The sequence below is a fragment of the Kitasatospora sp. NPDC052868 genome (assembly GCF_044547105.1).
GTDB lineage: Bacteria > Actinomycetota > Actinomycetes > Streptomycetales > Streptomycetaceae > Kitasatospora.
Map to the genome: position 1 here is coordinate 331,519 of NZ_JBITZW010000004.1, position 20,661 is coordinate 352,179.

Annotated in this window: 19 protein-coding genes; 10 read left to right on the forward strand and 9 right to left on the reverse strand. The window is 73.7% G+C overall.

Annotated elements, in window-relative coordinates; all coding sequences use genetic code 11:
- Positions 1-26 precede the first annotated feature (26 nt).
- Positions 27-1,148, reverse strand: a complete 1,122-nt coding sequence (locus ACIGZJ_RS10175) for an ArsA-related P-loop ATPase (RefSeq protein WP_396456785.1) — start codon at positions 1,146-1,148, stop codon at positions 27-29.
- Positions 1,149-1,370: 222 nt separating this feature from the next.
- Here ACIGZJ_RS10175 and ACIGZJ_RS10180 point away from each other — a divergent pair, with 222 nt between their 5' ends.
- The 5 genes from ACIGZJ_RS10180 to ACIGZJ_RS10200 all read left to right on the forward strand — a co-directional run bounded on the left by ACIGZJ_RS10180 (position 1,371) and on the right by ACIGZJ_RS10200 (position 4,077).
- The gene (locus tag ACIGZJ_RS10180) at positions 1,371-1,529 is read left to right on the forward strand and encodes a DUF4177 domain-containing protein (protein ID WP_387949865.1); all 159 of its coding nucleotides are present in this window, start codon (positions 1,371-1,373) and stop codon (positions 1,527-1,529) included.
- Positions 1,526-1,996, forward strand: a complete 471-nt coding sequence (locus tag ACIGZJ_RS10185) for a RidA family protein (protein ID WP_392930828.1) — start codon at positions 1,526-1,528, stop codon at positions 1,994-1,996. Before ACIGZJ_RS10180 ends, ACIGZJ_RS10185 begins: the two co-directional genes overlap by 4 nt.
- Before the next feature lie 101 nt (positions 1,997-2,097).
- The gene (locus ACIGZJ_RS10190) at positions 2,098-2,964 is read left to right on the forward strand and encodes an NUDIX hydrolase (RefSeq protein ID WP_392930830.1); all 867 of its coding nucleotides are present in this window, start codon (positions 2,098-2,100) and stop codon (positions 2,962-2,964) included.
- A 118-nt stretch (positions 2,965-3,082) separates the two neighbouring features.
- A complete protein-coding gene (locus ACIGZJ_RS10195) occupies positions 3,083-3,259 on the forward strand; it encodes a hypothetical protein (protein ID WP_396456786.1) in 177 nt (58 codons plus the stop codon).
- A complete protein-coding gene (locus ACIGZJ_RS10200) occupies positions 3,256-4,077 on the forward strand; it encodes an MBL fold metallo-hydrolase (RefSeq protein ID WP_396456787.1) in 822 nt (273 codons plus the stop codon). The genes ACIGZJ_RS10195 and ACIGZJ_RS10200 overlap by 4 nt, the downstream gene beginning before the upstream one ends.
- 103 nt (positions 4,078-4,180) lie before the next feature.
- On the opposite strand, the gene ACIGZJ_RS10205 is transcribed toward ACIGZJ_RS10200, so the two are convergent.
- Positions 4,181-4,855 carry a Crp/Fnr family transcriptional regulator gene (locus tag ACIGZJ_RS10205; RefSeq protein ID WP_030392646.1) on the reverse strand — a complete coding sequence of 225 codons (675 nt, stop codon included), beginning with the start codon at positions 4,853-4,855 and terminating at the stop codon, positions 4,181-4,183.
- Between the two features lie 153 nt (positions 4,856-5,008).
- A complete protein-coding gene (locus ACIGZJ_RS10210) occupies positions 5,009-6,019 on the reverse strand; it encodes a DUF5937 family protein (protein ID WP_396456788.1) in 1,011 nt (336 codons plus the stop codon).
- 165 nt (positions 6,020-6,184) lie between these two features.
- Here ACIGZJ_RS10210 and ACIGZJ_RS10215 point away from each other — a divergent pair, with 165 nt between their 5' ends.
- The 4 genes from ACIGZJ_RS10215 to ACIGZJ_RS10230 all read left to right on the forward strand — a co-directional run bounded on the left by ACIGZJ_RS10215 (position 6,185) and on the right by ACIGZJ_RS10230 (position 10,171).
- Positions 6,185-7,021 (forward strand): isocitrate lyase/phosphoenolpyruvate mutase family protein, encoded by an 837-nt coding sequence (locus ACIGZJ_RS10215; protein ID WP_396456789.1) that lies wholly within the window; start codon positions 6,185-6,187, stop codon positions 7,019-7,021.
- A gap of 285 nt (positions 7,022-7,306) precedes the next feature.
- Positions 7,307-8,182 (forward strand): endonuclease III, encoded by an 876-nt coding sequence (nth, locus tag ACIGZJ_RS10220; RefSeq protein ID WP_396456790.1) that lies wholly within the window; start codon positions 7,307-7,309, stop codon positions 8,180-8,182.
- A complete protein-coding gene (locus ACIGZJ_RS10225) occupies positions 8,179-8,940 on the forward strand; it encodes an NUDIX hydrolase (protein ID WP_396456791.1) in 762 nt (253 codons plus the stop codon). Before nth ends, ACIGZJ_RS10225 begins: the two co-directional genes overlap by 4 nt.
- A gap of 46 nt (positions 8,941-8,986) precedes the next feature.
- Positions 8,987-10,171 carry a MarP family serine protease gene (locus ACIGZJ_RS10230; protein WP_396456792.1) on the forward strand — a complete coding sequence of 395 codons (1,185 nt, stop codon included), beginning with the start codon at positions 8,987-8,989 and terminating at the stop codon, positions 10,169-10,171.
- Between the two features lie 46 nt (positions 10,172-10,217).
- Here ACIGZJ_RS10230 and ACIGZJ_RS10235 read toward each other — a convergent pair whose 3' ends face one another.
- The 4 genes from ACIGZJ_RS10235 to nhaA form a co-directional block, all read right to left on the reverse strand.
- Complete coding sequence (locus ACIGZJ_RS10235) at positions 10,218-10,427, reverse strand: hypothetical protein (protein WP_392930844.1); 210 nt, start codon at positions 10,425-10,427, stop codon at positions 10,218-10,220.
- Between the two features lie 145 nt (positions 10,428-10,572).
- A complete protein-coding gene (locus tag ACIGZJ_RS10240) occupies positions 10,573-11,676 on the reverse strand; it encodes an alpha/beta fold hydrolase (protein ID WP_396456793.1) in 1,104 nt (367 codons plus the stop codon).
- A gap of 168 nt (positions 11,677-11,844) precedes the next feature.
- Positions 11,845-12,321, reverse strand: coding sequence for a phage holin family protein (locus ACIGZJ_RS10245; protein ID WP_396456794.1), 477 nt, complete (start codon positions 12,319-12,321; stop codon positions 11,845-11,847).
- Positions 12,322-12,601: 280 nt separating this feature from the next.
- Positions 12,602-14,089 (reverse strand): Na+/H+ antiporter NhaA, encoded by a 1,488-nt coding sequence (gene nhaA, locus ACIGZJ_RS10250; RefSeq protein ID WP_396456795.1) that lies wholly within the window; start codon positions 14,087-14,089, stop codon positions 12,602-12,604.
- A gap of 413 nt (positions 14,090-14,502) precedes the next feature.
- Between nhaA and ACIGZJ_RS10255 the strand changes: the two genes are divergently transcribed.
- The gene (locus ACIGZJ_RS10255; RefSeq protein ID WP_396456796.1) at positions 14,503-15,837 is read left to right on the forward strand and encodes a serine hydrolase domain-containing protein; all 1,335 of its coding nucleotides are present in this window, start codon (positions 14,503-14,505) and stop codon (positions 15,835-15,837) included.
- A gap of 107 nt (positions 15,838-15,944) precedes the next feature.
- Here ACIGZJ_RS10255 and acs read toward each other — a convergent pair whose 3' ends face one another.
- Positions 15,945-17,900 (reverse strand): acetate--CoA ligase, encoded by a 1,956-nt coding sequence (gene acs / locus ACIGZJ_RS10260; protein WP_396456797.1) that lies wholly within the window; start codon positions 17,898-17,900, stop codon positions 15,945-15,947.
- Positions 17,901-18,111: 211 nt separating this feature from the next.
- Positions 18,112-20,562 (reverse strand): SulP family inorganic anion transporter, encoded by a 2,451-nt coding sequence (locus ACIGZJ_RS10265; protein ID WP_396456798.1) that lies wholly within the window; start codon positions 20,560-20,562, stop codon positions 18,112-18,114.
- Positions 20,563-20,661 lie beyond the last annotated feature (99 nt).

A 20,661-nucleotide genomic window follows, 5' to 3' on the forward strand; every position in this document is an offset into this window, starting at 1 on the left:
CGCGTTGCCCCGCCCACCCTGCCCGCTCACGCCGCCCCCTGACGCTTCAGTTCGCCCGCCAGCCGGTAGAGGCCGCCGAGGTCCACGCCCTCGCCCAGCAGCGGCAGCTCGTACGTCGGCAGCTTGAGCTGCTGCAGGTCCGCGCGCTGCTCGCGCTCCAGCTCCACCCGCTCGGCATGCTCTCTGGCCTGCTCCAGCAGCGGGTCGATCAGCGGCTCCACCGCGGCCCGGACGGTCTCCGGCTTGCGGGAGCGCCCGCCGAGGCCCGCCTCGCCGAGGGCCAGCGCGACCTCCTCGCGGTGGTCCCCGTCCACGGCTGCGACCGCCGCCGCGTCCAGCACCGGCGGCCGGACCATGTTCACCATCACCCCGCCCACCGGGAGGGCGGCCTCGCGAAGCTCGGCGAAGCCGTCGACGGTCTCCTGCACCGGCATCTCCTCCAGCAGGGTGACCAGGTGCACCGCGGTCTCCGGGGACTTCAGCACCCGCATCACGGCCTGCGCCTGCGTGTGGATCGGCCCGAACCGGGCCAGTCCGGCCACCTCGGAGTTGACGTTGAGGAAGCGGGTGAGCCGCCCGGTCGGCGGCGCGTCCATCACGATCGCGTCGTACTTCCGGCGGCCGTCCGGCCCCTTGCGCCGGGACGCCTCGCAGGCCTTGCCGGTGAGCAGCACGTCCCGGACGCCGGGTGCGACGGTGGTGGCGAAGTCGACGAAGCCGACCTTCTGCAGCGCCTTGCCGGCCCGGCCGAGCTTGTAGAACATGTCGAGGTACTCGAGCAGCGCCAGCTCGGTGTCGATGGCCAGCGCATAGACCTCTCCGCTGCCGCTGCCGCTGCCGCTGACACCACCGCCTCCGCTGCCGCCGTCGCCGGCGGGTGTGGCCGGGGGCAGGCCGAGCTGGGCCCGGGAGACCGAGGCGATCCGGCGCTCCTCGTAGGGCAGCGCGGCGATCCCGAACAGCTCGGCGATGCCCTGGCGGCCCTCCACCTCTACCAGCAGGGTCCGCCTGCCGTCGGCGGCGAGCGCCAGTGCCAGCGCCGCGGCCAGGGTGGTCTTCCCGGTGCCGCCCTTGCCGCTGACCACGTGCAGCCGTACGCCCTCCCAGTCGGGATCGCGCCGGGCCGCCTGGCCGGGGGTGCGTGCCACGCTCCGTCTCCGTCCGTCTTCGAGGGCCGTGGGCCGCTCCGCCGGCAGACACCGTTCCGGTGCCCTTCCACAGGTGCCCTCCCGCGAGGGTAACCAGGGACCGCGCCGGATGCCGGGAGCATCAGGGGGGCCGGACCTGAATCATGCCCGGTTTGTGGCCCACCTCACACGCCGGGCCGCGGCCCGCGCGGATCGCCGTGAAGGCTCGTCTAGAGTCTGGCCATGACCAAGTGGGAATACATGACGGCGCCTCTGCTCGTACACGCCACCAAGCAGATCCTGGACAACTTCGGCCACGACGGCTGGGAGCTCGTCCAGGTCGTGCCGGGTCCGAACCCGGAGCAGCTGGTGGCCTACTTCAAGCGGGAGAAGAGCGCATGAGCAAGGTCGAGGAGAAGCTCGCCGAGCTGGGCCTGAGCCTGCCGCCGGTGGCCGCCCCGGTCGCCGCGTACGTGCCGGCCCTGCGGTCGGGCGAGTTCGTGTTCACCTCCGGCCAGCTGCCGATGGTGGGCGGCAAGCTGCCGAACACCGGCAAGGTCGGAGCGGAGGTCACCCCCGAGGAGGCCAAGCAGCTCGCGCAGATCTGCGCGCTCAACGCGCTGGCCGCGGTGAAGTCGGTGATCGGCGACCTGGACCTGATCGAGCGGGTCGTGAAGGTGGTCGGCTTCGTCGCCTCCGCCGCCGACTTCACCGGTCAGCCGGGTGTCATCAACGGTGCCAGCGAGCTGCTCGGCCAGGTGCTGGGCGAGGCGGGCGTGCACGCCCGCAGCGCCGTCGGCGTCACCGTGCTGCCGCTGGACGCCCCGGTCGAGGTCGAGCTCCAGGTCCGGGTCAAGACGGGCGTGTGATCGTGCGGCGCGGCGCGTCCTGAGCCGTGGGGCGCGCCGCCGCCGAACGGGGGACCGGGCGGCTCTGTCCAAGCCCGCCCCCCGGCGCTTAGCATCCGGGCATGGACCATCGAGCAACGACGCTCCCGATGCCGCCCGGCTGGCCTGCCCGGATCCGGGCGGTCGAGTCCGGCGAGCTGACCCCGCCGGCGCCCAAGCCCTCCGCCACCGTGGTGCTGCTGCGGGACGCGGCCGACGGGCCGCAGGCGTACCTGCTGCGCCGACGCACCTCGATGGCCTTCGCCGCCGGCATGTACGCCTACCCGGGCGGCGGGGTGGACCCGCGCGACGCCGAGGCCGAGCTCGGCTGGGCCGGACCGGGCCCCGCCGAATGGGCACGGCGGCTGGGCGTGGACGCCCGGACCGCGCAGGCGGTGGTCTGCGCGGCAGTCCGGGAGACCTTCGAGGAGGCCGGCGTCCTGCTGGCCGGACCGGACGCCGACAGCACCGCCGAGCCCCGGGACTGGACCGCCGAGCGGGCCGCCCTGGAGGCGCACGAGCTCTCCTTCGCCGACTTCCTCCGCAGCCACGGGCTGCTGCTGCGCAGCGACCTGCTGGCGGGCTGGGCCCGCTGGGTCACCCCGGCCTTCGAGGAGCGCCGGTACGACACCTGGTTCTTCGTCGCGGCCCTGCCGCCCGGTCAGAGTGCGGCCCAGGAGGTCGGCGAGGCCGACAAGGTCGCCTGGCTCTCCCCGGCCGACGCCGTCAGCGGCTACGAGCAGGGCCGGTACGGCATGCTGCCGCCGACCGTCACGGTGCTGCGGGAGCTGCTGCCGGTGCGCGACGCCGCCGGGGCGCTGGACGCGGCCGCGGGCCGGTCGCTGGACCCGATCCTCGGCCGCGCCGAGGTGAGGGGTGATCGAATGACGGTTCGATGGTCGGGGTATGAAGAGCTGACCATCGATGGAGACTTTCCCGAGGACCGCTGACCCTGGGGACCGCTGACCCCGGGGACGACTGACCTTGGACCGCTGACCCGGGGCCGCTCGGCCCGCCGGTACAGCCCACCGATTTCCGCAACGCCGACAGAGGAAGGACCGACGCCCGATGACCCACAACGATGTGGCTCGCCGGACGGCACGCGAGATGCCCGCCCGCAGCCTGACCCCCCGCACCCTGGCCTTCGAGGCCGAGATCGTCGAGGAGGGCGGTCGCGGCCTGCGCGACCTCCTCCGGGCACTGCCCGCGCGCGTGCTCGGCCACCCCGGTGGGGGCGGCCGGTGAGCGGACTCCTCCCGGGTGACCCCGCCGCCGCCATCGGCGGCGAGGCCACCCCCCGGGCACTCTGCGTGCTGGCGCCGAACCCGTCACCGATGACGCTGGACGGCACCAACACCTGGCTGCTCTCCGAGCCCGGCTCGGACCTGGCCGTGGTCGTCGACCCCGGCCCGCTCGACGAGGGCCACCTGCGCCGGGTCGTCGACGCCGCCGAACAGCAGGGCAAGCGCATCGCGCTCACCCTGCTCACCCACGGCCACGCCGACCACGCCGAGGGCGCGGCCCGCTTCGCGGAGCTCACCCGGACCGAGGTGCGAGCGCTGGACCCGGCGCACCGTCTCGGCTCCGAGGGCCTCACCCACGGCCAGCGCCTGGACGTCGGCGGCCTGGACCTGCGGGTGGTCGGCACCCCCGGGCACACCTCGGACTCGCTGACCTTCCACCTCCCGGCCGACGGCGCGGTCCTCACCGGAGACACCGTGCTCGGCCGCGGCACCACGATGGTCGCCCACCCCGACGGCCGGCTCGGCGACTACCTGGACTCGCTGCGCCGCCTGCACACGATGGCCTCCGAGCACGGTGTGCGGACGGTGCTGCCCGGCCACGGGCCGGTCCTCGCGGACGCCCTCGGCGCCGTGGACTACTACCTGGCCCACCGGGCCAACCGCCTCGCGCAGGTGGAGACGGCGGTCGAGGCCGGCTGCCGGACGGCGCCCGAGGTGGTGGCCCGGGTCTACGCGGACGTCGATCCCGCGCTCTGGCCGGCCGCCGAGCTGTCCGTCCGCGCCCAGCTGCAGTACCTGGAGGAGCACGGGTTGATCTGACACCCGCTCCGGCCGTCCGGACACACGCGAAGGCCCGGACACACGCGAGGGCCCGTGCACCAACCGGTGCACGGGCCCTCGCGTACGTCTGCTCCGACCGGGGTCAGCGCGAGCGGCGGGACAGCCGCTCGACGTCCATCAGGACCACCGCGCGGGCCTCGAGCTTCAGCCAGCCGCGGCCGGCGAAGTCGGCGAGCGCCTTGTTGACCGTCTCCCGGGAGGCACCGACCAGCTGGGCCAGCTCCTCCTGGGTGAGGTCGTGGGCGACGTGGATGCCCTCGTCGGACTGCACGCCGAACCGGCGGGAGAGGTCCAGCAGGGCCTTGGCGACGCGACCGGGCACGTCGGAGAAGACCAGGTCGGACATCACGTCGTTGGTCCGGCGCAGGCGCCGGGCGATGGCGCGCAGCAGCGCGATCGAGACCTCGGGGCGGGCGTGCAGCCACGGCTGGAGGTCCCCGTGACCGAGGCCCAGCAGCTTGACCTCGGTCAGCGCGCTGGCGGTGGCCGTGCGCGGGCCCGGGTCGAACAGCGACAGCTCGCCGATCATCTCGCTGGGGCCGAGGACGGCGAGCATGTTCTCCCGCCCGTCCGGCGAGGCGCGGTGCAGCTTGACCTTGCCCTCGGCGACGACGTACAGCCGGTCGCCCGGGTCGCCCTCGTGGAACAGCGACTCGCCACGGGCGAGGGTGACCTCGGTCATGGAAGCGCGCAGCTCGCCGGCCTGTTCGTCGTCGAGTGCCGCAAAGAGTGCGGCGCGCCGCAGAACGTCGTCCACGTGCTTCCTCCTTCTCGGCCGTTCGGCCCTGGGGCCGTCCGGCGCAAGTTTTCGTACAGTGCTCTGCATCACCAAGCATGGCGCATGTCGCTCCGATCATATGAGGAGGGGGTGCGCCGAGGGGTGCTGCGAGGGGCCATTCGTACCGACGGGTTACCCGGCGGGGTGTCCGGGGCCGTCCGACGGCGCGAGCAGGGCGTCTGCCACGGCGGTGCGGGCGTAGAGGACCGCGCGGCCCGCCCGGTGGGCGCTGGTCAGGCCGGCCGCCCGTAGCGCGGTGAGGTGCTGGGAGACCCCGGCGGCCGACATTCCGCTCCGGCGGGCGAGCTCGGTGGTCGAGGCGGGCGAGTCGAGTTCGGTCAGCAGCAGGGCCCGGGAGCGGCCGAGTACGGCGGCGAGCGCGTCCGAGTCGCTCCCCGTCCGGGGCTCCCACAGGGTGGCGATGCCGCGGGCGGGGTAGGCGAGCTGCGGCGGGTCGGGCGGCAGCGAGCGGGTCAGCACGCGCGGCCAGGCGAAGGCGGACGGGACGAGCAGCAGCCCGGCGCCGGCCTCGATCCGCTGGACGGCGCAGTGCCGCTCGGCCAGCCGGAGCGCCTGGCCGTCCCACCGGACGGTCTCGTGCAGATCGTCGAGGACTCGGGCGGTGCCCTGCTCGGCGGCCTGCCGGGCCCGGTGGAAGACGTCCGCCTCCAGTACCGCGCGGATCCTGGCCCAGTAGGGGGCGAGGGCCGTCTGCCAGTAGGCCTCGATCTCGGCGGCGACCTTGGGGAGCTGGGCGGCCGGCTCCCGGTACAGCGGCCAGAGCCGCGCGGGGAGCCGGCCGTCGTGCTCGGCGGCCAGGTAGTCGAGGTCGGTCCTGACCTGCTCGTCGGTGGTGGCGGTGATCGCGGCCAGCTCGTCGGCGAGGGCGGGGGAGGGGCCGGTCGGCGCGGGGTTGAGGAAGTCGGGGAGGTGGCCGGTGGGCGGGACCATGGCCGCGAGCCGTCCGCGGTCCAGCCCGGCGGCGCTCAGCCGGGGGCGGACCTGCTCGGCCCAGCGGCGGTGCAGGGCCGGGACGGGTGAGGTGGCCAGGGCCCGGAGGCCGGTCACGACCTCCCACATCGGCGAGACGGCGAACCGGGTCTGGGCCAGGTCGTTCGCCGAGAACGCCAGCTCGGTCCTCATCACGGCACCCCCTCAGGATTCGGTCCCAGCTTAATCAATGGAGTCGGCGGCGGCCCGGGAGCAGGATTCGTCTCGGCAGCCCGGCGGCGAGACCGTCCGGCAGCCGAGGTGAACCCTGCTCCCCAGCGGCCCCAGGCCCGACCGCATGAAAGACGGTGACCCCCGATGTCCACTGACACCCCCACCACCACCCCGCTCCGCGACCGGGCCCTGCGGCTGCGGGAGCTCGTGGCCGACGGGGTGCTCGTCCTGCCGAACGCCTGGGACGCGGGCAGCGCCGCCGTGATCGCCTCGGCCGGTGCGGGCGCGATCGCCACCACCAGCGGCGGAGTCTCCTGGTCGCTCGGGCGCGGCGACGGCCAGCAGCTCGGCCGGGCGGAGATGGTCGAGGCGGCCCGCCGGATCGCCGCCGCCGTCGACCTGCCGGTCTCCGTCGACGCCGAGGGCGGCTACGGCCCGAAGCCCTCCGATGTCGCCGAAACCGTCCGGGCGCTGGTCGGCGCCGGCGCGGCCGGGGTGAACCTGGAGGACTCGACGGCCGTCGGCGGGCCGCTCTTCGCGGTGGCCGAGCAGGCCGCGCGGCTGCGCGCGGCCCGGGAGGCGGCCGCCGAGGCGGGCCTGCCCGAGCTGGTGGTCAACGCCCGGACGGACGTCTTCCTGTTCGGGCTGGGCGGTCTCGACGACGTGCTCGTCCGGGCGCAGGCGTACGCGGAGGCCGGTGCGGACGGCCTCTTCGTCCCCGGCCTGCTGGACCTCGACGCGCTGACCCGGCTGTGCGCCGCCTCCCCGCTGCCGGTGAACGCGATGGCGATGGCGGGCGGGCCGAGCGTGGCGGAGCTCGCGGCCACCGGCGTGCGGCGGATCAGCGTCGGCACCGGCCTGGCCCAGCACGCCTACACCGCCGCCCGCCGGGCCGCCGCCGAGCTGCTCGGTGCGGGCACCCTGACGGAGCTGGAGGGTGCGCTCGGCTTCGGCGAGCTGGACGCGCTGTACCGGCGCTGACCGGGCGGCCGCCGCCGCTCCGAAGCCTGGCGGTGGCCGCCCGGGCCTGCCGGTCCCCGGACCGGCATCGAGCCGACGGGTACACCGGCGCCGACAGGGGAGGCGCCGGTGCACCCGCCGGCTGCCCGTGCCCGTGCCCGCGCCCTGCTCCGGGGCCGTCGCCAGGGCCGGAACAGGACGGCGAGGGCGCGACCGTTGGCGCGATGACCATCCGGGCAAGGGTGCCCGGACGCCGCCGACCTGCTTTGCCCGCGGAGGGCCGTCCGTCCGGCGTAGCCTTCGGGCATGGCAGAGAGCAAGGTCCGGAAGGCCGCGGCCAAGCCGGCGGCGGTGAGGGCGACCGTGAGGCCGAGGAAGCCGGAGTCGCACCTGGCGATGGTGCGAAGGGCACGGAGGATCAACCGGGAGCTGGCGGAGCTGTACCCGTACGCGCATCCGGAGCTGGATTTCGAGGATCCCTTCCAGCTGCTGGTGGCCACCGTGCTGTCGGCGCAGACCACCGACCTGCGGGTGAACCAGACGACGCCCGCGCTGTTCGCGAAGTACCCGACGCCGGAGGACATGGCGGCGGCGGAGCCCGAGGTGCTGGAGGAGATCATCCGGCCGACCGGCTTCTTCCGGGCCAAGGCCAGATCGCTGATCGGCCTGGCCGGCAGACTGCGCGACGAGTTCGGCGGCGAGGTCCCCGGACGGCTGGAGGACCTGGTCACGCTGCCCGGCGTCGGCCGGAAGACCGCGAACGTGGTGCTGGGCAACGCCTTCGGGGTGCCGGGGATCACCGTGGACACCCACTTCGGGCGGTTGGCGCGGAGGTTCGGCTGGACGGCCGAGGAGGAGCCGGAGAAGGTCGAGGCGGCCGTCGCGGAGATCTTCCCGAAGTCCGAGTGGACGATGCTCTCGCACCGGGTGGTGTTCCACGGCAGGCGGATCTGCCACTCCCGCAAGCCCGCCTGCGGGGCCTGCCCGATCGCGCCGCTCTGCCCGTCCTACGGGGAGGGCGAGACCGATGCGGAGAAGGCGAAGAAGCTGCTCAAGTACGAGATGGGCGGTCAGCCGGGCCAGCGGCTGCGGCCGCCCGCCGACTACCCGGGCGAGGCGGCGGCGCGGGCCGACGCCGCCGCGCACCAGGGCGTGGTCGCGGACCTGGCGGTGGCCGAGTGACGGCGCGCGAGGAAGCGCCGAGCGGGGCGGCCAGGAGGATCGAGCGGGACGGCCTGCCGTCCTGGCTGCTGCCGGTGCGCGAGGCCGCCGAGCAGGTGCTGCCCGAGCAGCTGAGCCGCTTCCTGCCGCCCGCCGAGGGCGGGCGTGCCTCGGCCGTGCTGATGCTCTTCGGCGAGGGCCCCGCCGGCCCCGACCTGCTGCTGATCGAGCGGGCCCGCTCGCTGCGCTCGCACGCCGGCCAGCCGTCCTTCCCCGGCGGTGCGCTGGACCCGGAGGACGGCGACCCGGACGGCTCCGGGCCGGTCGCGGCGGCCCTGCGCGAGGCCTGGGAGGAGACCGGGCTGGACCCGGCCGGCGTGCAGGTCTTCGCGACCCTGCCCGCCCTCTACATCCCGGTCAGCCGCTTCGTGGTGACCCCGGTGCTCGGCTGGTGGCGGCAGGAGACGCCCGTCCGGCCGGTGGACCTCGGGGAGACCGGGGCGGTGTTCCGGGTGCCGCTCGCCGAGCTGACCGACCCGGCCAACCGGGCCCGGCTGCGGCACCCCTCGGGCCACCTCGGCCCGGCGTTCGCGGTCGGCGGCCGACTGGTCTGGGGCTTCACCGCGGGGGTGATCGACCGGGTCCTGCACTACAGCGGTCTGGAGCTGCCCTGGGACACCACCCGGATCGTCGACCTCTCCGACGAGGCGCTCGCTCTGGTGCAGGGCGACCGCGACCGGTCCCGTGCGCTGCTGGGCGGCGACGCCAGGACCACGTGAGCGCCCGCCTGCGCGGCCCCGCCGCCCGCCATGGGAGGGTGTTCGGGTGAACGTCCTGGATCTGCTGCTGATCGCCGCCGCCGTGGGATTCGCCGTGTCCGGCTACCGGCAGGGCTTCGTGGTCGGCATCCTGTCGGTCCTCGGCTTCCTTGGCGGCGGCCTGCTCGCCGTCCAACTGCTGCCGCTGCTCCTCGACCACCTCAGCCCGGGGACCACCGCCTCGGTGATCGCGGTCGTGGTGGTGATCGTGTTCGCCGCGATCGGGCAGGCGGTCACCACCCACTTCGGCTGGAAGCTGCGCGGCCATATCGACAAGCGCCCGGCCAAGGCGCTGGACGCGGCCGGCGGCGCGGTCGTCAACGTCCTCTCGATGCTGCTGGTGGCCTGGCTGATCGGGTCGGCGCTGGCGGGAACGTCGCTGCCGACCGTCTCCAAGCAGGTCCGCAGCTCCGCGGTGCTCGGCGGCGTCCAGGACGCGCTGCCCTCCGACGCGCCGAACTGGTTCTCCGACTTCTCCAAGGTGCTGGCCCGCAACGGCTTCCCGCAGGTCTTCAACCCCTTCGAGCACGAGCCGATCACCCAGGTCGACACCCCGGACCCGGCACTGGCCGGCGGCCCGGCCGTGGCCAAGGCCAAGCAGAGCCTGGTGAAGGTGGTCGGCACCGCCACCTCCTGCGGCAAGACCCTGGAGGGCAGCGGCTTCGTCTACGCCCCGCACCGGGTGATGACCAACGCCCACGTGGTCGGCGGCGTCGACGAGCCCACCGTGCAGATCGGCGGGGTTGGACCGCTGTACGACGCGACCGTGGTCCGCTACGACTGGCAGCGCGACATCGCGATCCTGGACGTGCCCAAGCTGAACGCGCCCCCGCTCACCTTCGCGGGCGAGGCGAAGACCAACGACAGCGCGATCGTCGCCGGCTTCCCCGAGAACGGCGCCTTCAACGTTCAGCCGGCCCGAATCCGCGGCCGGATCCAGGCCAACGGCCCGGACATCTACCACCGGGGCCAGGTGGTCCGCGACGTGTACTCGGTGCGCTCGCTGGTCCGCCAGGGCAACAGCGGCGGTCCGCTGCTCACCCCGGACGGACAGGTGTTCGGCATGGTCTTCGCCAAGTCGCTGGACAGCGCGGACACCGGGTACGTGCTCACCTCCGCCGAGGTGCGCCAGGACGCCGAGCAGGGCAGTACGGCCACGTCCCGGGTGGACACCCAGGGCTGCGCGCTCTGAGCAACTCCGCGGCCGGGCCCGCTCCGGGCAGCTCCGGCGCGGGGCCTCAGCTCTCGCGCCGCAGGCGCGCGCCCACCCAGCGGGCGCGGCGGCCGAGGATGTGCGGGATGCCGAGCTGCCGCTGCGCCGATCGCTGACGGCGGTCCACGCCGTCGTATCCGAGGTCGTCCGCCCAGTCGGAGCGGTGGCCGGACCTCTGCGAGCTGTTGTGGCGTCGGCCGCGCGGGGCGCTGCCGCGATCGGGCATCCAGGTCATACCGCAATGGATGCCCCAGGGCCGGTCGGAGTAACCGCCCGAGGGGCTTCCAAAATGGCCTATGCGTTTGTCATATGAGCACAACATAAAGGGAGTTGGAATTCCCGGCTGCTTTTCGGGGCCCGTCGGCCGGGACCGCCACCGCTCAGTCCTTGTGACGGCCGATCCAGTCCAGCAGCTCCGCCGTGAACTGCTCCGGCGCCTCCTCGTGCGGGAAGTGCCCGATCCCCGGCAGCAGCCGCCAGCGGTACGGCGCCGCCACGTACTCGCCGCCGCCGAGCGCGGTGTGCGACAGCAGCACCGGATCCGCGGCGCCCTGGATGTGCAGGGTCGGCGCGGTGATCGGCTTCTTCATCCGCCGGGCGAACTGGATGCCGTCCGGGCGGGCCATCGAGCGCACCAGCCAGCGGTACGGCTCGATCGAGCAGTGCGCGGTGCTGGGGATCTGGATCGCCTGCCGGTACGCGGCCACCGTGGTCCGGTCCAACTGGTTGGGGCCGGTCCAGGCGTCCAGGTAGCGGCCGACCAGTGCGGCGTCGTCGGCGACCAGTCGGCGCTCCGGTATCCACGGCCGCTGGAAGCCCAGCACGTGGTCGAAGGCGGCCATCTGGCGGCGGTCCGTCAGCAGCGCGCGGCGCAGGTCCCTGGGGTGCGCGGCGGAGACCGCGGTGAGGCTCTGGATCACCGACGGGCGCATCACGGCCGCCACCCAGGCCAGGGTGCCGCCGGAGGCGTGCCCGACCAGGTGTGCCCGGCGCTCGCCGAGCGAGCGGATCACCCCGGTGATGTCCAGGGCGAGGTTGCCCGGGTCGTAGCCGCGCGGGGTGCGGTCGCTGCCGCCGATGCCCCGCAGGTCCAGCGCGACGGCCCGGTAGCCGGCCTCGGCGAGCGCGGTCAGCTGGTGGCGCCAGGCCCACCAGTACTCGGGCCAGCCGTGCACCAGCAGGACCAGCGGGCCCTGGCCCAGTTCGGCGATGTGGAAGCGGGCGCCGTTGGCCGCGAGGTCGCGGTGCGTCCACGGGCCGGGCTGCCGGATGTCCCAGGGGGCCTCGGGGGCCGGCTCCGGTGCGGTGCCGGCCGCCTTCTGCGCCGTCGTCCCGGTGGCGCCGTCCGCGGCGCCCTCCCCGGTCTCGCCGGCCTCCCCGGCGGTGCCCGCCGTGCTTCCTGCGGCGGAGTCCCGACCGGTTGCGCGGTCGGGGCCGGAGCTGGCGGACGGCTGCGAGGGCAGGGGCTTCTGGTCGAGCGGCATACCGAGAGCGTGTCACATCCGTGCGCCGGACACGTGCCCGGCACTCGCTCTCGGTACGCCCGATACCGCACGGGCGCGGGCGGGGCACCCGGACCGGCCGCGGTTCGGCTCTGGTTCGGACTCCGGGCCGGGCCTTTCGAGGGCTGCTTCGAGGGCTGCTTCCGAGAGTTAGGGGATGCGGCCCAGGCCCCGGTCGATCTCCTCCTGGGTGGCGGGACGCGGCCGGGCGTTCTTGAGTACGTCCGCGGTCTTCTGGGCGCCCTCGATGGTGCGGTGCGGCTTCTCGATCCGCTTGAACGAGCGCAGCGCCAACAGCCCGAGCAGGACCGCCAGCAGCAGGTACGCGCCGGCCACGATCAGGAACGACCAGCCGAGCGACAGGCCCAGCGCGTGGATCCCGTACGCCGCCGCGGCGCTCAGCATCGGGACGGCGGCCAGCGCCACCACGCCCGCGACGGCCAGTGAGACGCCGCCGGAGACCCCGCGCTTGACGTCCGCCCGGAGCTCGGCCTTGGCGAGCGCGATCTCGTCGTGCACCAGCGCGGACAGGTCGGCGGTGGCCGCCGAGAACAGCTGTCCCACCGAACGCTCGCCCTCGTACGGCGCCCGGCCGTTGCTGGACGGGTCTGCGGCTCCTGCGGGCATCAGCGGTTCTCCTCTGCGGCTGTGCGGCGTGACGCCGCCGTGCGGTGCGGTTCCCGGGAGGCCCCCGGGTCGGTTTCCGGGACCGGCCGGGGCCCGGTGGCGTCTGTGGACTGTCGACAGTTCAGAATCATGCCCCTACCGGTCAGTCGGACACCACTCCGGGGCCCCGCCGGATGGACGTGTCCCTGCGGCGGGGTCCGGGTCCCGCCGGTGTGGCGGGCCGATCTCGGCCTGTCTTGGCGCGATTCGGTGCGTCTCGGTGTGGCTCTCTCGGTGCGTCTCAGCGCGGTGCGGCGGATCCGGGGCCGGAGCCGGCCTCGCCGTCGGGGCCGCGCTCCGTCGGGCGCTTCCCCAGCTCGGCGATCCGCGCCTGCCAGGCCGGGTCGTCCTGCTGGTAGACGTCGGGGATGCCGTCGCCGTCCAGGTCGCGCTCCTCCTCCTCGCACAGCTGGCGGTAGTGCCGGTTGCGCAGCTTGAGCAGCACGGTGGCGATCAGGGCGCAGAGCAGCGAGCCCACCAGGACGGCCGCCTTGGACTTGTCGGCCAGCGCCGGATCGTCCGGGAAGGCCAGTTCGCTGATCAGCAGTGAGACCGTGAATCCGATGCCGGCCACTACCGAGACGGCGAACATGTCCGCCCAGGTGAGCTGCGGGTTCAGCTCGGCGCGGGTGAAACGGGCGGCCAGCCGGGTGCCGCCGAAGATGCCCACGGTCTTGCCCACCAGCAGACCGAGGACGATCCCGAGTGGGGTGGCCTGGGTGAACACCTCGCCGAGGGCCGGCCCGGAGATCGTCACCCCGGCGGCGAACAGCGCGAAGACGGGCACCGCCAGTCCGGCCGAGAGCGGGCGGACCTGGTGCTCGATGTGCTCACCGGGGGACTGCTTCTCGTCACCGACCCGGTGGCAGCGCAGGATCAGGCCCATCGCGACGCCCGACACCGTGGCGTGCACGCCGCTCTCGTGCATCAGCGCCCAGATCACGAACGCCAGCGGAACGAACAGGTACCAGCCGTGCACCCCGCGCCGGTGCAGGAACCAGAAGAGCACCAGGCCGGCGAACGACAGCCCGAGCGCCCAGAACTTGATGCCGGAGCTGTAGAAGATCGCGATGATCAGGATCGCGATCAGGTCGTCGACGACGGCGAGCGTCAGCAGGAAGGCGCGCAGCGCGGAGGGCAGGTGGCTGCCGACCACGGCCAGCACCCCGAGTGCGAAGGCGATGTCGGTGGCGGTCGGGATCGCCCAGCCGCCCGGGTGCCCGCCGCTGCCGGAGTTGGCGACGGCGAAGACGATCGCCGGCAGCGCGACACCGCAGACCGCCGCTATGACGGGGAGGGCCGCGGCGCTCGGCGTGCGCAGCTCGCCCGCCACGAACTCGCGCTTGAGCTCGATGCCGGCCACGAAGAAGAAGATCGTCAGCAGGCCGTCCTTGGCCCACGCGTCCAGGCTTAGGTTCAGGTGGAGCGGGGTGGACGGGCCGATGGTGTAGTCGAGGACGCTCTCGTAGGCGCTCGGCCAGACGTTCGCCCAGATGAGGGCGACCACGGCGGCGCTGAGCAGCAGGATGCCACCGACCGTCTCGGTGCGCAGGGCGTCGGTGATGAAGGTGCGCTCGGGCAGTGACAGCCGGCCGAAGAGCTGGCGGCGTCGGGTCGTCGGCTCGTTGACAGGGGGCGGGCTGGTCACGCGGGACCTCCTGGGGCGGGGGGAACGGTATGCGGATGCACCTGTAGTGCAGTGCCGACCAGACTTCCCGGCGCGCCCCATGACGCAGTCGACCTCCTGGCGGAGATCTTGATGCGTCGTTGACATTCTAGCGGGAACCGCAAGGTGGCATCCTGATTGTCATATTTCAGGACCTAGGTTGTTATGTCCTGTTGTGTGTGTGCTGCGCATCCTTCGCGTCGTGCGAGCCCGTGACGTTGCTGTGGGGCACTCGAATGGCCGTGGCCGCATGCAGACGGGTGAACGCCTCCCTATCGTCGGTCGCAGGCGCCGACCCGATCGGGTGGCGCGATCCCCGTTCGTTTTGGAGGCACGACGATGCCCAGACCGCCCCTCTTATCGCCCCTTGACCGGGCCGCCCGATGAACGGTCCGCTTCCCAGCCCGGCTGCCGCCCGTGACCGGGCCGTCCGTGATCAGGCTTCCCATGACCAGGCCGTCCGTGACCATGCCGCGGTGTCCGGTCCGACCGCTGGGTTCGACCTGGCCGGCGGCCTCGCCCCGACTGCCGGGCGCGGCCCGGCCGTGGCGTCCGACTCCGATTCCGACTCCGGGACAGGGCAGGAGCCCGGACCGGATCTCGACCATCTGCTCCGCCCGCTGTTCCGCGCCGCGGCTCCTGGGGGCGGGGTCGCCGTCGTGGTGATCCGCGGGGACGAGCGGACGGTCGCCTGCCGCGGCCACTCCGACCGCTCCGCCGAACGGCCCGTCCGGGCCGACACCAGGTTCGAGCTCGGCTCCGTCACCAAGACCTTCACCGGGCTGCTGCTCGCCGAGATGGCGGCCCGGGGCGAGGTGGGGTACGACGACCCGATCGACCGCTATCTGCCGGCCGACGCGGCCCCCGGCTACCCGCACGAGCGGCCGATCACCCTGCTCCACCTGGCCACCCACACGTCGGGACTGCCCCGCCTGCCCGTCGGACTCCTTCCGACGGCGGCCCCCCGCTGGTTCACCCGCCCCTACGCGACCTTCGGCCCGACCCACCTGCTCAGGGCGCTGCCCCGGACCCCCGTCCGCGGGACCCCGGGCGCGCAGGTGCGCTACTCCAACCTCGGCTGTGGTCTCCTCGGCCTGCTGTTGGCCAACGCGGCCGGACAGCGCTATGACGACCTGCTGGAAGCCCGGGTCTGCGGGCCGCTCGGTCTGGTGGACACCTCCTGCGGCCCCGGCCAGGAGGAGGCCGCCGGCTACCGGCGCGGTCGGCGGGTCCCGTCCTTCCGGCTGCCGGCCCTGCCCGGCGCGGCGGCGCTGCGCTCCACGGCGGACGACATGCTCCGCTACCTCCAGGCACACCTGGCCCTGGACGCCGTCCCGCTGCCCGAACGGGCGGACGCGGCGGCGCTGCGGACGGCCCTGGGTGAGGTCCGCCGGCCGCGGGCCGGTCGGCGCCGCAGCGGGGCGCGGATCTGTCTGGGCTGGAACCGGCGCCCGGTCGCTCCCGACAACGGCGGGGGCGCGGGACGCAGGCGCGGCGACGGTGGCGAGAGCGACGGCTTCGGCCTCGGCCTCGGCTTCGGCGACGGTTTTGGCGACGCCCTCGGTGGTGAGGGGGCTGCGGAGGTTCCGGACTTGTCGGAGGTCTCGGAGCTCTCGGAGATCGACGAGGTCGTCTACCACGCGGGTGCCACCCGGGGGTTCACCACCTTCGTCGGCTTCAGCCCGCGGGCCCAGGTCGGGTTGGCGGTGATGGCCGGCGCCCTGCAGCTGCGCAGTCGGGGCTTCGTCCAGGGCGCCTTTGACACGCTGCGCACCCTGGTGGCGGAGCGTCGGGAGGAGCCGCCCCGGTAAGGGCGGTCCGGTGCGCGGTGCGGCCCTTGACCGGGCCCGACGTGCACACGGCTGTGCCCCGGGCGGTCGCGACCGCCCGGGGCACAGCGCTGTTCAGCTCAGGGTGCTCAGCCCTCGCTGCCCGCGGCGGGGAGCTGGGACTGGATCAGGCTCATCACCGAGCTGTCGGCGAGGGTGGTGGTGTCGCCGACCTCGCGGCCCTCGGCGATGTCGCGCAGCAGGCGGCGCATGATCTTGCCGGAGCGGGTCTTCGGCAGCTCGCCGACGACCTTGATCTGCTTGGGCTTGGCGATCGGGCCGAGCGTCCTGCCGACGTGGGCGCGCAGTTCCTCGACCAGCTCGGGGCTGTCCGTGGCGGTGCCGCGCAGGATGACGAAGGCGACGATGGCCTGGCCGGTGGTGGCGTCGGTGGCACCGACGACGGCGGACTCGGCGACCGCGGGGTGGCCGACCAGCGCCGACTCGACCTCGGTGGTGGAGATGTTGTGGCCCGAGACGAGCATGACGTCGTCGACCCGGCCGAGCAGCCAGATGTCGCCGTCCTCGTCCTTCTTGGCACCGTCACCCGCGAAGTAGCGGCCCGCGAAGCGCGACCAGTAGGTGTCGATGTAGCGCTGGTCGTCGCCCCAGATGGTGCGGAGCATCGAGGGCCACGGCTCGGTGAGGACGAGGTAGCCGCCGGAGCCGTTGGGGACCTCGTTGGCCTCGTCGTCGACGACGGTGGCGGCGATCCCGGGCAGGGCGCGCTGGGCGGAGCCGGGCTTGGTCTCGGTGACGCCCGGGAGCGGGCTGATCATCATCGCGCCGGTCTCGGTCTGCCACCAGGTGTCGACGATGGGGGTCTTGCCGGCGCCGATGTGCTCGCGGTACCAGATCCACGCCTCGGGGTTGATCGGCTCGCCGACGCTGCCCAGGACCCGCAGCGAGGAGAGGTCGAACTTCGCGGGGATGTCGTCGCCCCACTTCATGAAGGTGCGGATCGCGGTGGGGGCGGTGTAGAGGATGGTGACGCCGTACTTCTGGACGATCTCCCAGAAGCGCCCCTGGTGGGGGGTGTCGGGCGTGCCCTCGTAGATGACCTGGGTCGCGCCGTTGGAGAGCGGGCCGTAGACGATGTAGGAGTGGCCGGTGACCCAGCCGATGTCGGCGGTGCACCAGTAGACATCGGTGGCGGGCTTGAGGTCGAAGACGGCGTGGTGGGTGTAGCTGGCCTGGGTGAGGTAGCCGCCGGAGGTGTGCAGGATGCCCTTGGGCTTACCCGTGGTGCCGGAGGTGTAGAGGATGAAGAGCGGGTGCTCGGCGTCGTGGGCCTCGGGCGCGTGCTCGGTGGACTGGCGCGCGGTGATCTCGTGCCACCAGACGTCGCGGCCCTCGGTCCAGGAGACGTCCTGGCCGGTGCGGCGGACGACCAGGACGTGCTCGACGCCGTCGACCTTGGTGAGCGCCTCGTCGATGGCGGGCTTGAGCGCGGACGGCTTGCCGCGGCGGTAGCCGCCGTCGGCGGTGATGACGAGCTTGGCCTGGGCGTCCTGGATGCGGGAGGCCACGGCGTCGGCGGAGAAGCCGCCGAAGACGACGGAGTGGGTGGCGCCGATCCGGGCGCAGGCGAGGATCGCGACCACCGCCTCGGCGATCATCGGCAGGTAGACGGCGACGCGGTCGCCCTTGGTGACGCCGAGTTCGAGCAGGGCGTTGGCGGCCTGGGAGACCTCGTCCTTGAGCTGGGCGTAGGTGATGGAGCGGCTGTCGCCGGGCTCGCCCTCGAAGTGGATGGCGACGCGGTCGCCGTTGCCGGCCTCGACGTGGCGGTCGACGCAGTTGTACGCCACGTTGAGCTTGCCGTCGGCGAACCACTTGGCGAACGGGGGGTTCGACCAGTCCAGGGTCTCGGTGGGCTCGACGGCCCAGGTGAGGCGGCGGGCCTGCTCGGCCCAGAAGCCGAGGCGGTCCTCGGAGGCCTGCGCGTACGCGGCCGCGGTGACGTTGGCGGCGGCGGCGAGCTCTGTCGGCGGGGCGAATCGCCGCTCCTCCTTGAGCAGGTTGGCCAGGCTCTCGTTGCTCAACGCGCACTCCTCATCGAGTCATGATCGGGGGCATTCCCGTGCGTGGGGATTGTCCCGTGTGTCCCAGCGCACAGCTCACCAGGCGAAGAGGTCAGTTGACAAGAGGCTCCGGGTAATTGGTGTAGACCTTTGATCGATAGTCGAAGAGTTGGACGAACGGCTGGGGGTGGGCCCGCGCCCCTGCCCGCCCGGCGGGGCGCGGGCCCGGCTCTCAGGCGGCCAGTCGGGGGTCACCCCCCGGGATGGCCGCGGTGGTGGGCGCGGGGGCCTCTGCGGTGGGGGCGGAGATGTGTTCGAATTCGTTGACACGTTCGGGCGTGTCGCGGGGTGCGGACCCGTCGGACGCGGCCGTCACGGCCTCGGCGGTGCCGCCCGTACCGGCGCCCAGCGCCTCGATCGGGCTGAACCGGCCGCTCTCGCGGTCGAGCACGTAGGCCTGCGCGGTGGCGAAGTCGAAGTACATCCCGACCAGTCGCAGGGTGCCCTCGGCCACCCGGCGCTCCACGGCGGGGTTGGCCAGCAGTTGGTCCAGCTGTTGCACGACGTTGGTGATGCAGAGCTGTTCGACCAGGTCGACCACCGGGCGGGCGGTGAACCCGGCGGGGGCTCGTCTCAGCCGGTCGAGCGAACCGCGGCCGTTGCGCAGCCAGCGGGTGAGCGGGGTCGGCGGGCCGGGGCTCTCGTGCACGCCGTCCAGCAGTGCCTTCATCGCGCCGCAGCCGGAGTGCCCGCAGATCGTGATGGAGCGGACCTCAAGGGCTTCGACGGCGTACTGCACGGCGGCGGCCACCGAGTCGTCGGCGGCGCCCGGCTCGAACGGCGCGGGGACGAGGTTGCCGACGTTGCGGACCGTGAACAGGTCGCCCGGGCCGCTGTTGGTGATCATGCTGGTGACCATGCGCGAGTCCGCGCAGGTCAGGAAGAGCTGGGAGGGCGTCTGCCCCTCCCGCGCCAGCCGGGCCAGCTCGGGGCGGACCAGCGGGGCGGTGTGCAGCTGGAACACCCGGACGCCGTCCAGCAGCCGGCTGTGGGGGTCCTCCTGCTGCTCGATGCAGTGGTGGCCGACCCAGGGGGTCCAGGCCCGGCAGCGGTGCGGGCCCGGGGAACTGCCGGCCCGGACCGTGCCGTCGGGGTCGAGCACCTCGTCCTCCCGGGGGCGCGTCACCATCGAGACGCTGCCGCCGGCGGCCTGGTGGCCCGCGCGCCAGCTGTGCAGGGTCTCGTACGCGGCGTGGTCCAGGAAGGAGCCGTCGTGGACGACCGTCACCGCGGCGGTGGCGGGGATGCCGGCCAGTGCCCGGCTCAGCCGGGGTACGGCGGTGAAGGTCAGCGGCCCGTGCGTCTGCACGGTGACCGTGCCGTTGTCGGCGGGCAGGACGTCCACATGGGCCCGGGTCAGCCGGTACAGCGCGAGGAGGACGGCCGTCGCGGCGCCCAGGGCCACCCCGGACAGTGCGCCGAGCAGCACCACGCCGAGCACGGTGGCCAGGTAGACCGGGAACTCACGGTGCCGGTGCACCTTGCGGATGTGCGCGAAGCTCACCATCTGCAGGCCGACGACCAGGACCAGCGCGGCCAGTGCGGCCAGCGGGATCCGGCGCAGGCCGCCGGTCAGCGCCAGCGCGGCGGCGAGCACCCAGACGCCGTGCAGGATCGAGGACCAGCGGCTCTGCGCACCGGCCCTGACGTTGGCGGTGCTGCGCACCGCGCCGCCGGCGATCGGCAGCCCGCCGAGCACGCCGCTGATCATGTTCGCGAGGCCCTGGCCGCGCAGCTCGCGGTCGAGGTCGCCGGTGCGGCGGGACATCCGGTCGACCGCGACGGCGGAGAGCAGCGACTCGACGCTCGCCACGGCGGTGACGGTCAGCACGGCGGCCAGGACTCCGGCGAGCGGTCCGTGCGGCAGCTCGGGCACGAGGTCGTGCGGCTGCCAGGCGGGCATGTCGACGCGGGCGAGCCGCAGGCCCAGGGTGAGGGACAGCGCGGTGGCGGCGGCGACCGCGGCGAGCGGGCCCGGGATCTTGCCCAGAAGGGCGCCGAACTCCCCGGCTCGGCCCGGGAGCCGGCCCAGCCGGGGCCAGCCGAGCAGCACGCCGGCGGTGAGGGTGCCGACGATCAGCGCAGGGGGGTGCGGGCCCGCCAGCTGGTCGGGGAGGGCGAGCAGATTGGCGAGCGCCGAGCTCTGCGGGGAGCCGCCGAGTACGACGTGCAGCTGGGCGATGGCGATGGTGAGGCCGACGCCGGCCAGCATGCCGTGCACGATGGCGGGTGAGACGGCGAGCGCGGTGCGGGCCACCCGGCGTACGCCGAGCAGGAGTTGGAGCAGGCCCGCGGCGAGGGTGATGGCGCAGGTGGCCTGCCAGCCGTACTGGCCGATCAGCCCTGCGGTGATCACGGTCAGCGCGGCGGAGGGGCCGCTGACCTGGAGGGGGGTGCCGCCGAAGAGCCCGACGACGAGGCCGCCGACGGCCGCTGCGGCGAGACCGGCGGAGAGCGGGGCACCGGTCGCCATGGCGATGCCGAGTGAGAACGGCACGGCGATCAGGAAGACCACCAGGGAGGCGGAGAGGTCCTGCATCCACCGGGTGCGGGAGGGCGGGCCCGGCGGTGCGTGGTCGGTGGTGTCGGAGGCGATGGGGGCGCTGGAGATGTCGAGGGTCATTGTCTTCCCGTCTGTCCGGGGAACGAACGCAGTCAGGTCCGGTGGTGAGTCCGGTTGTGGGGCTCGGGGGCGGATCGGCTGTCGTGGGTCGCGACGGTG

Excerpts from the sequence above, each read along its gene's own strand:
- ACIGZJ_RS10180 (WP_387949865.1), top strand. The coding sequence starts at position 1,371 with ATGACCAAGTGGGAATACATGACGGCGCCTCTGCTCGTACACGCCACC.
- ACIGZJ_RS10185 (WP_392930828.1), top strand. The coding sequence starts at position 1,526 with ATGAGCAAGGTCGAGGAGAAGCTCGCCGAGCTGGGCCTGAGCCTGCCG.
- ACIGZJ_RS10190 (WP_392930830.1), top strand. The coding sequence starts at position 2,098 with ATGGACCATCGAGCAACGACGCTCCCGATGCCGCCCGGCTGGCCTGCC.
- ACIGZJ_RS10195 (WP_396456786.1), top strand. The coding sequence starts at position 3,083 with ATGACCCACAACGATGTGGCTCGCCGGACGGCACGCGAGATGCCCGCC.
- ACIGZJ_RS10210 (WP_396456788.1), bottom strand. The coding sequence starts at position 6,019 with ATGAGGACCGAGCTGGCGTTCTCGGCGAACGACCTGGCCCAGACCCGG.
- ACIGZJ_RS10215 (WP_396456789.1), top strand. The coding sequence starts at position 6,185 with ATGTCCACTGACACCCCCACCACCACCCCGCTCCGCGACCGGGCCCTG.
- nth (WP_396456790.1), top strand. The coding sequence starts at position 7,307 with ATGGCAGAGAGCAAGGTCCGGAAGGCCGCGGCCAAGCCGGCGGCGGTG.
- ACIGZJ_RS10235 (WP_392930844.1), bottom strand. The coding sequence starts at position 10,427 with ATGACCTGGATGCCCGATCGCGGCAGCGCCCCGCGCGGCCGACGCCAC.
- ACIGZJ_RS10240 (WP_396456793.1), bottom strand. The coding sequence starts at position 11,676 with ATGCCGCTCGACCAGAAGCCCCTGCCCTCGCAGCCGTCCGCCAGCTCC.
- ACIGZJ_RS10245 (WP_396456794.1), bottom strand. The coding sequence starts at position 12,321 with ATGCCCGCAGGAGCCGCAGACCCGTCCAGCAACGGCCGGGCGCCGTAC.
- nhaA (WP_396456795.1), bottom strand. The coding sequence starts at position 14,089 with ATGGGGCGCGCCGGGAAGTCTGGTCGGCACTGCACTACAGGTGCATCC.
- ACIGZJ_RS10265 (WP_396456798.1), bottom strand. The coding sequence starts at position 20,562 with ATGACCCTCGACATCTCCAGCGCCCCCATCGCCTCCGACACCACCGAC.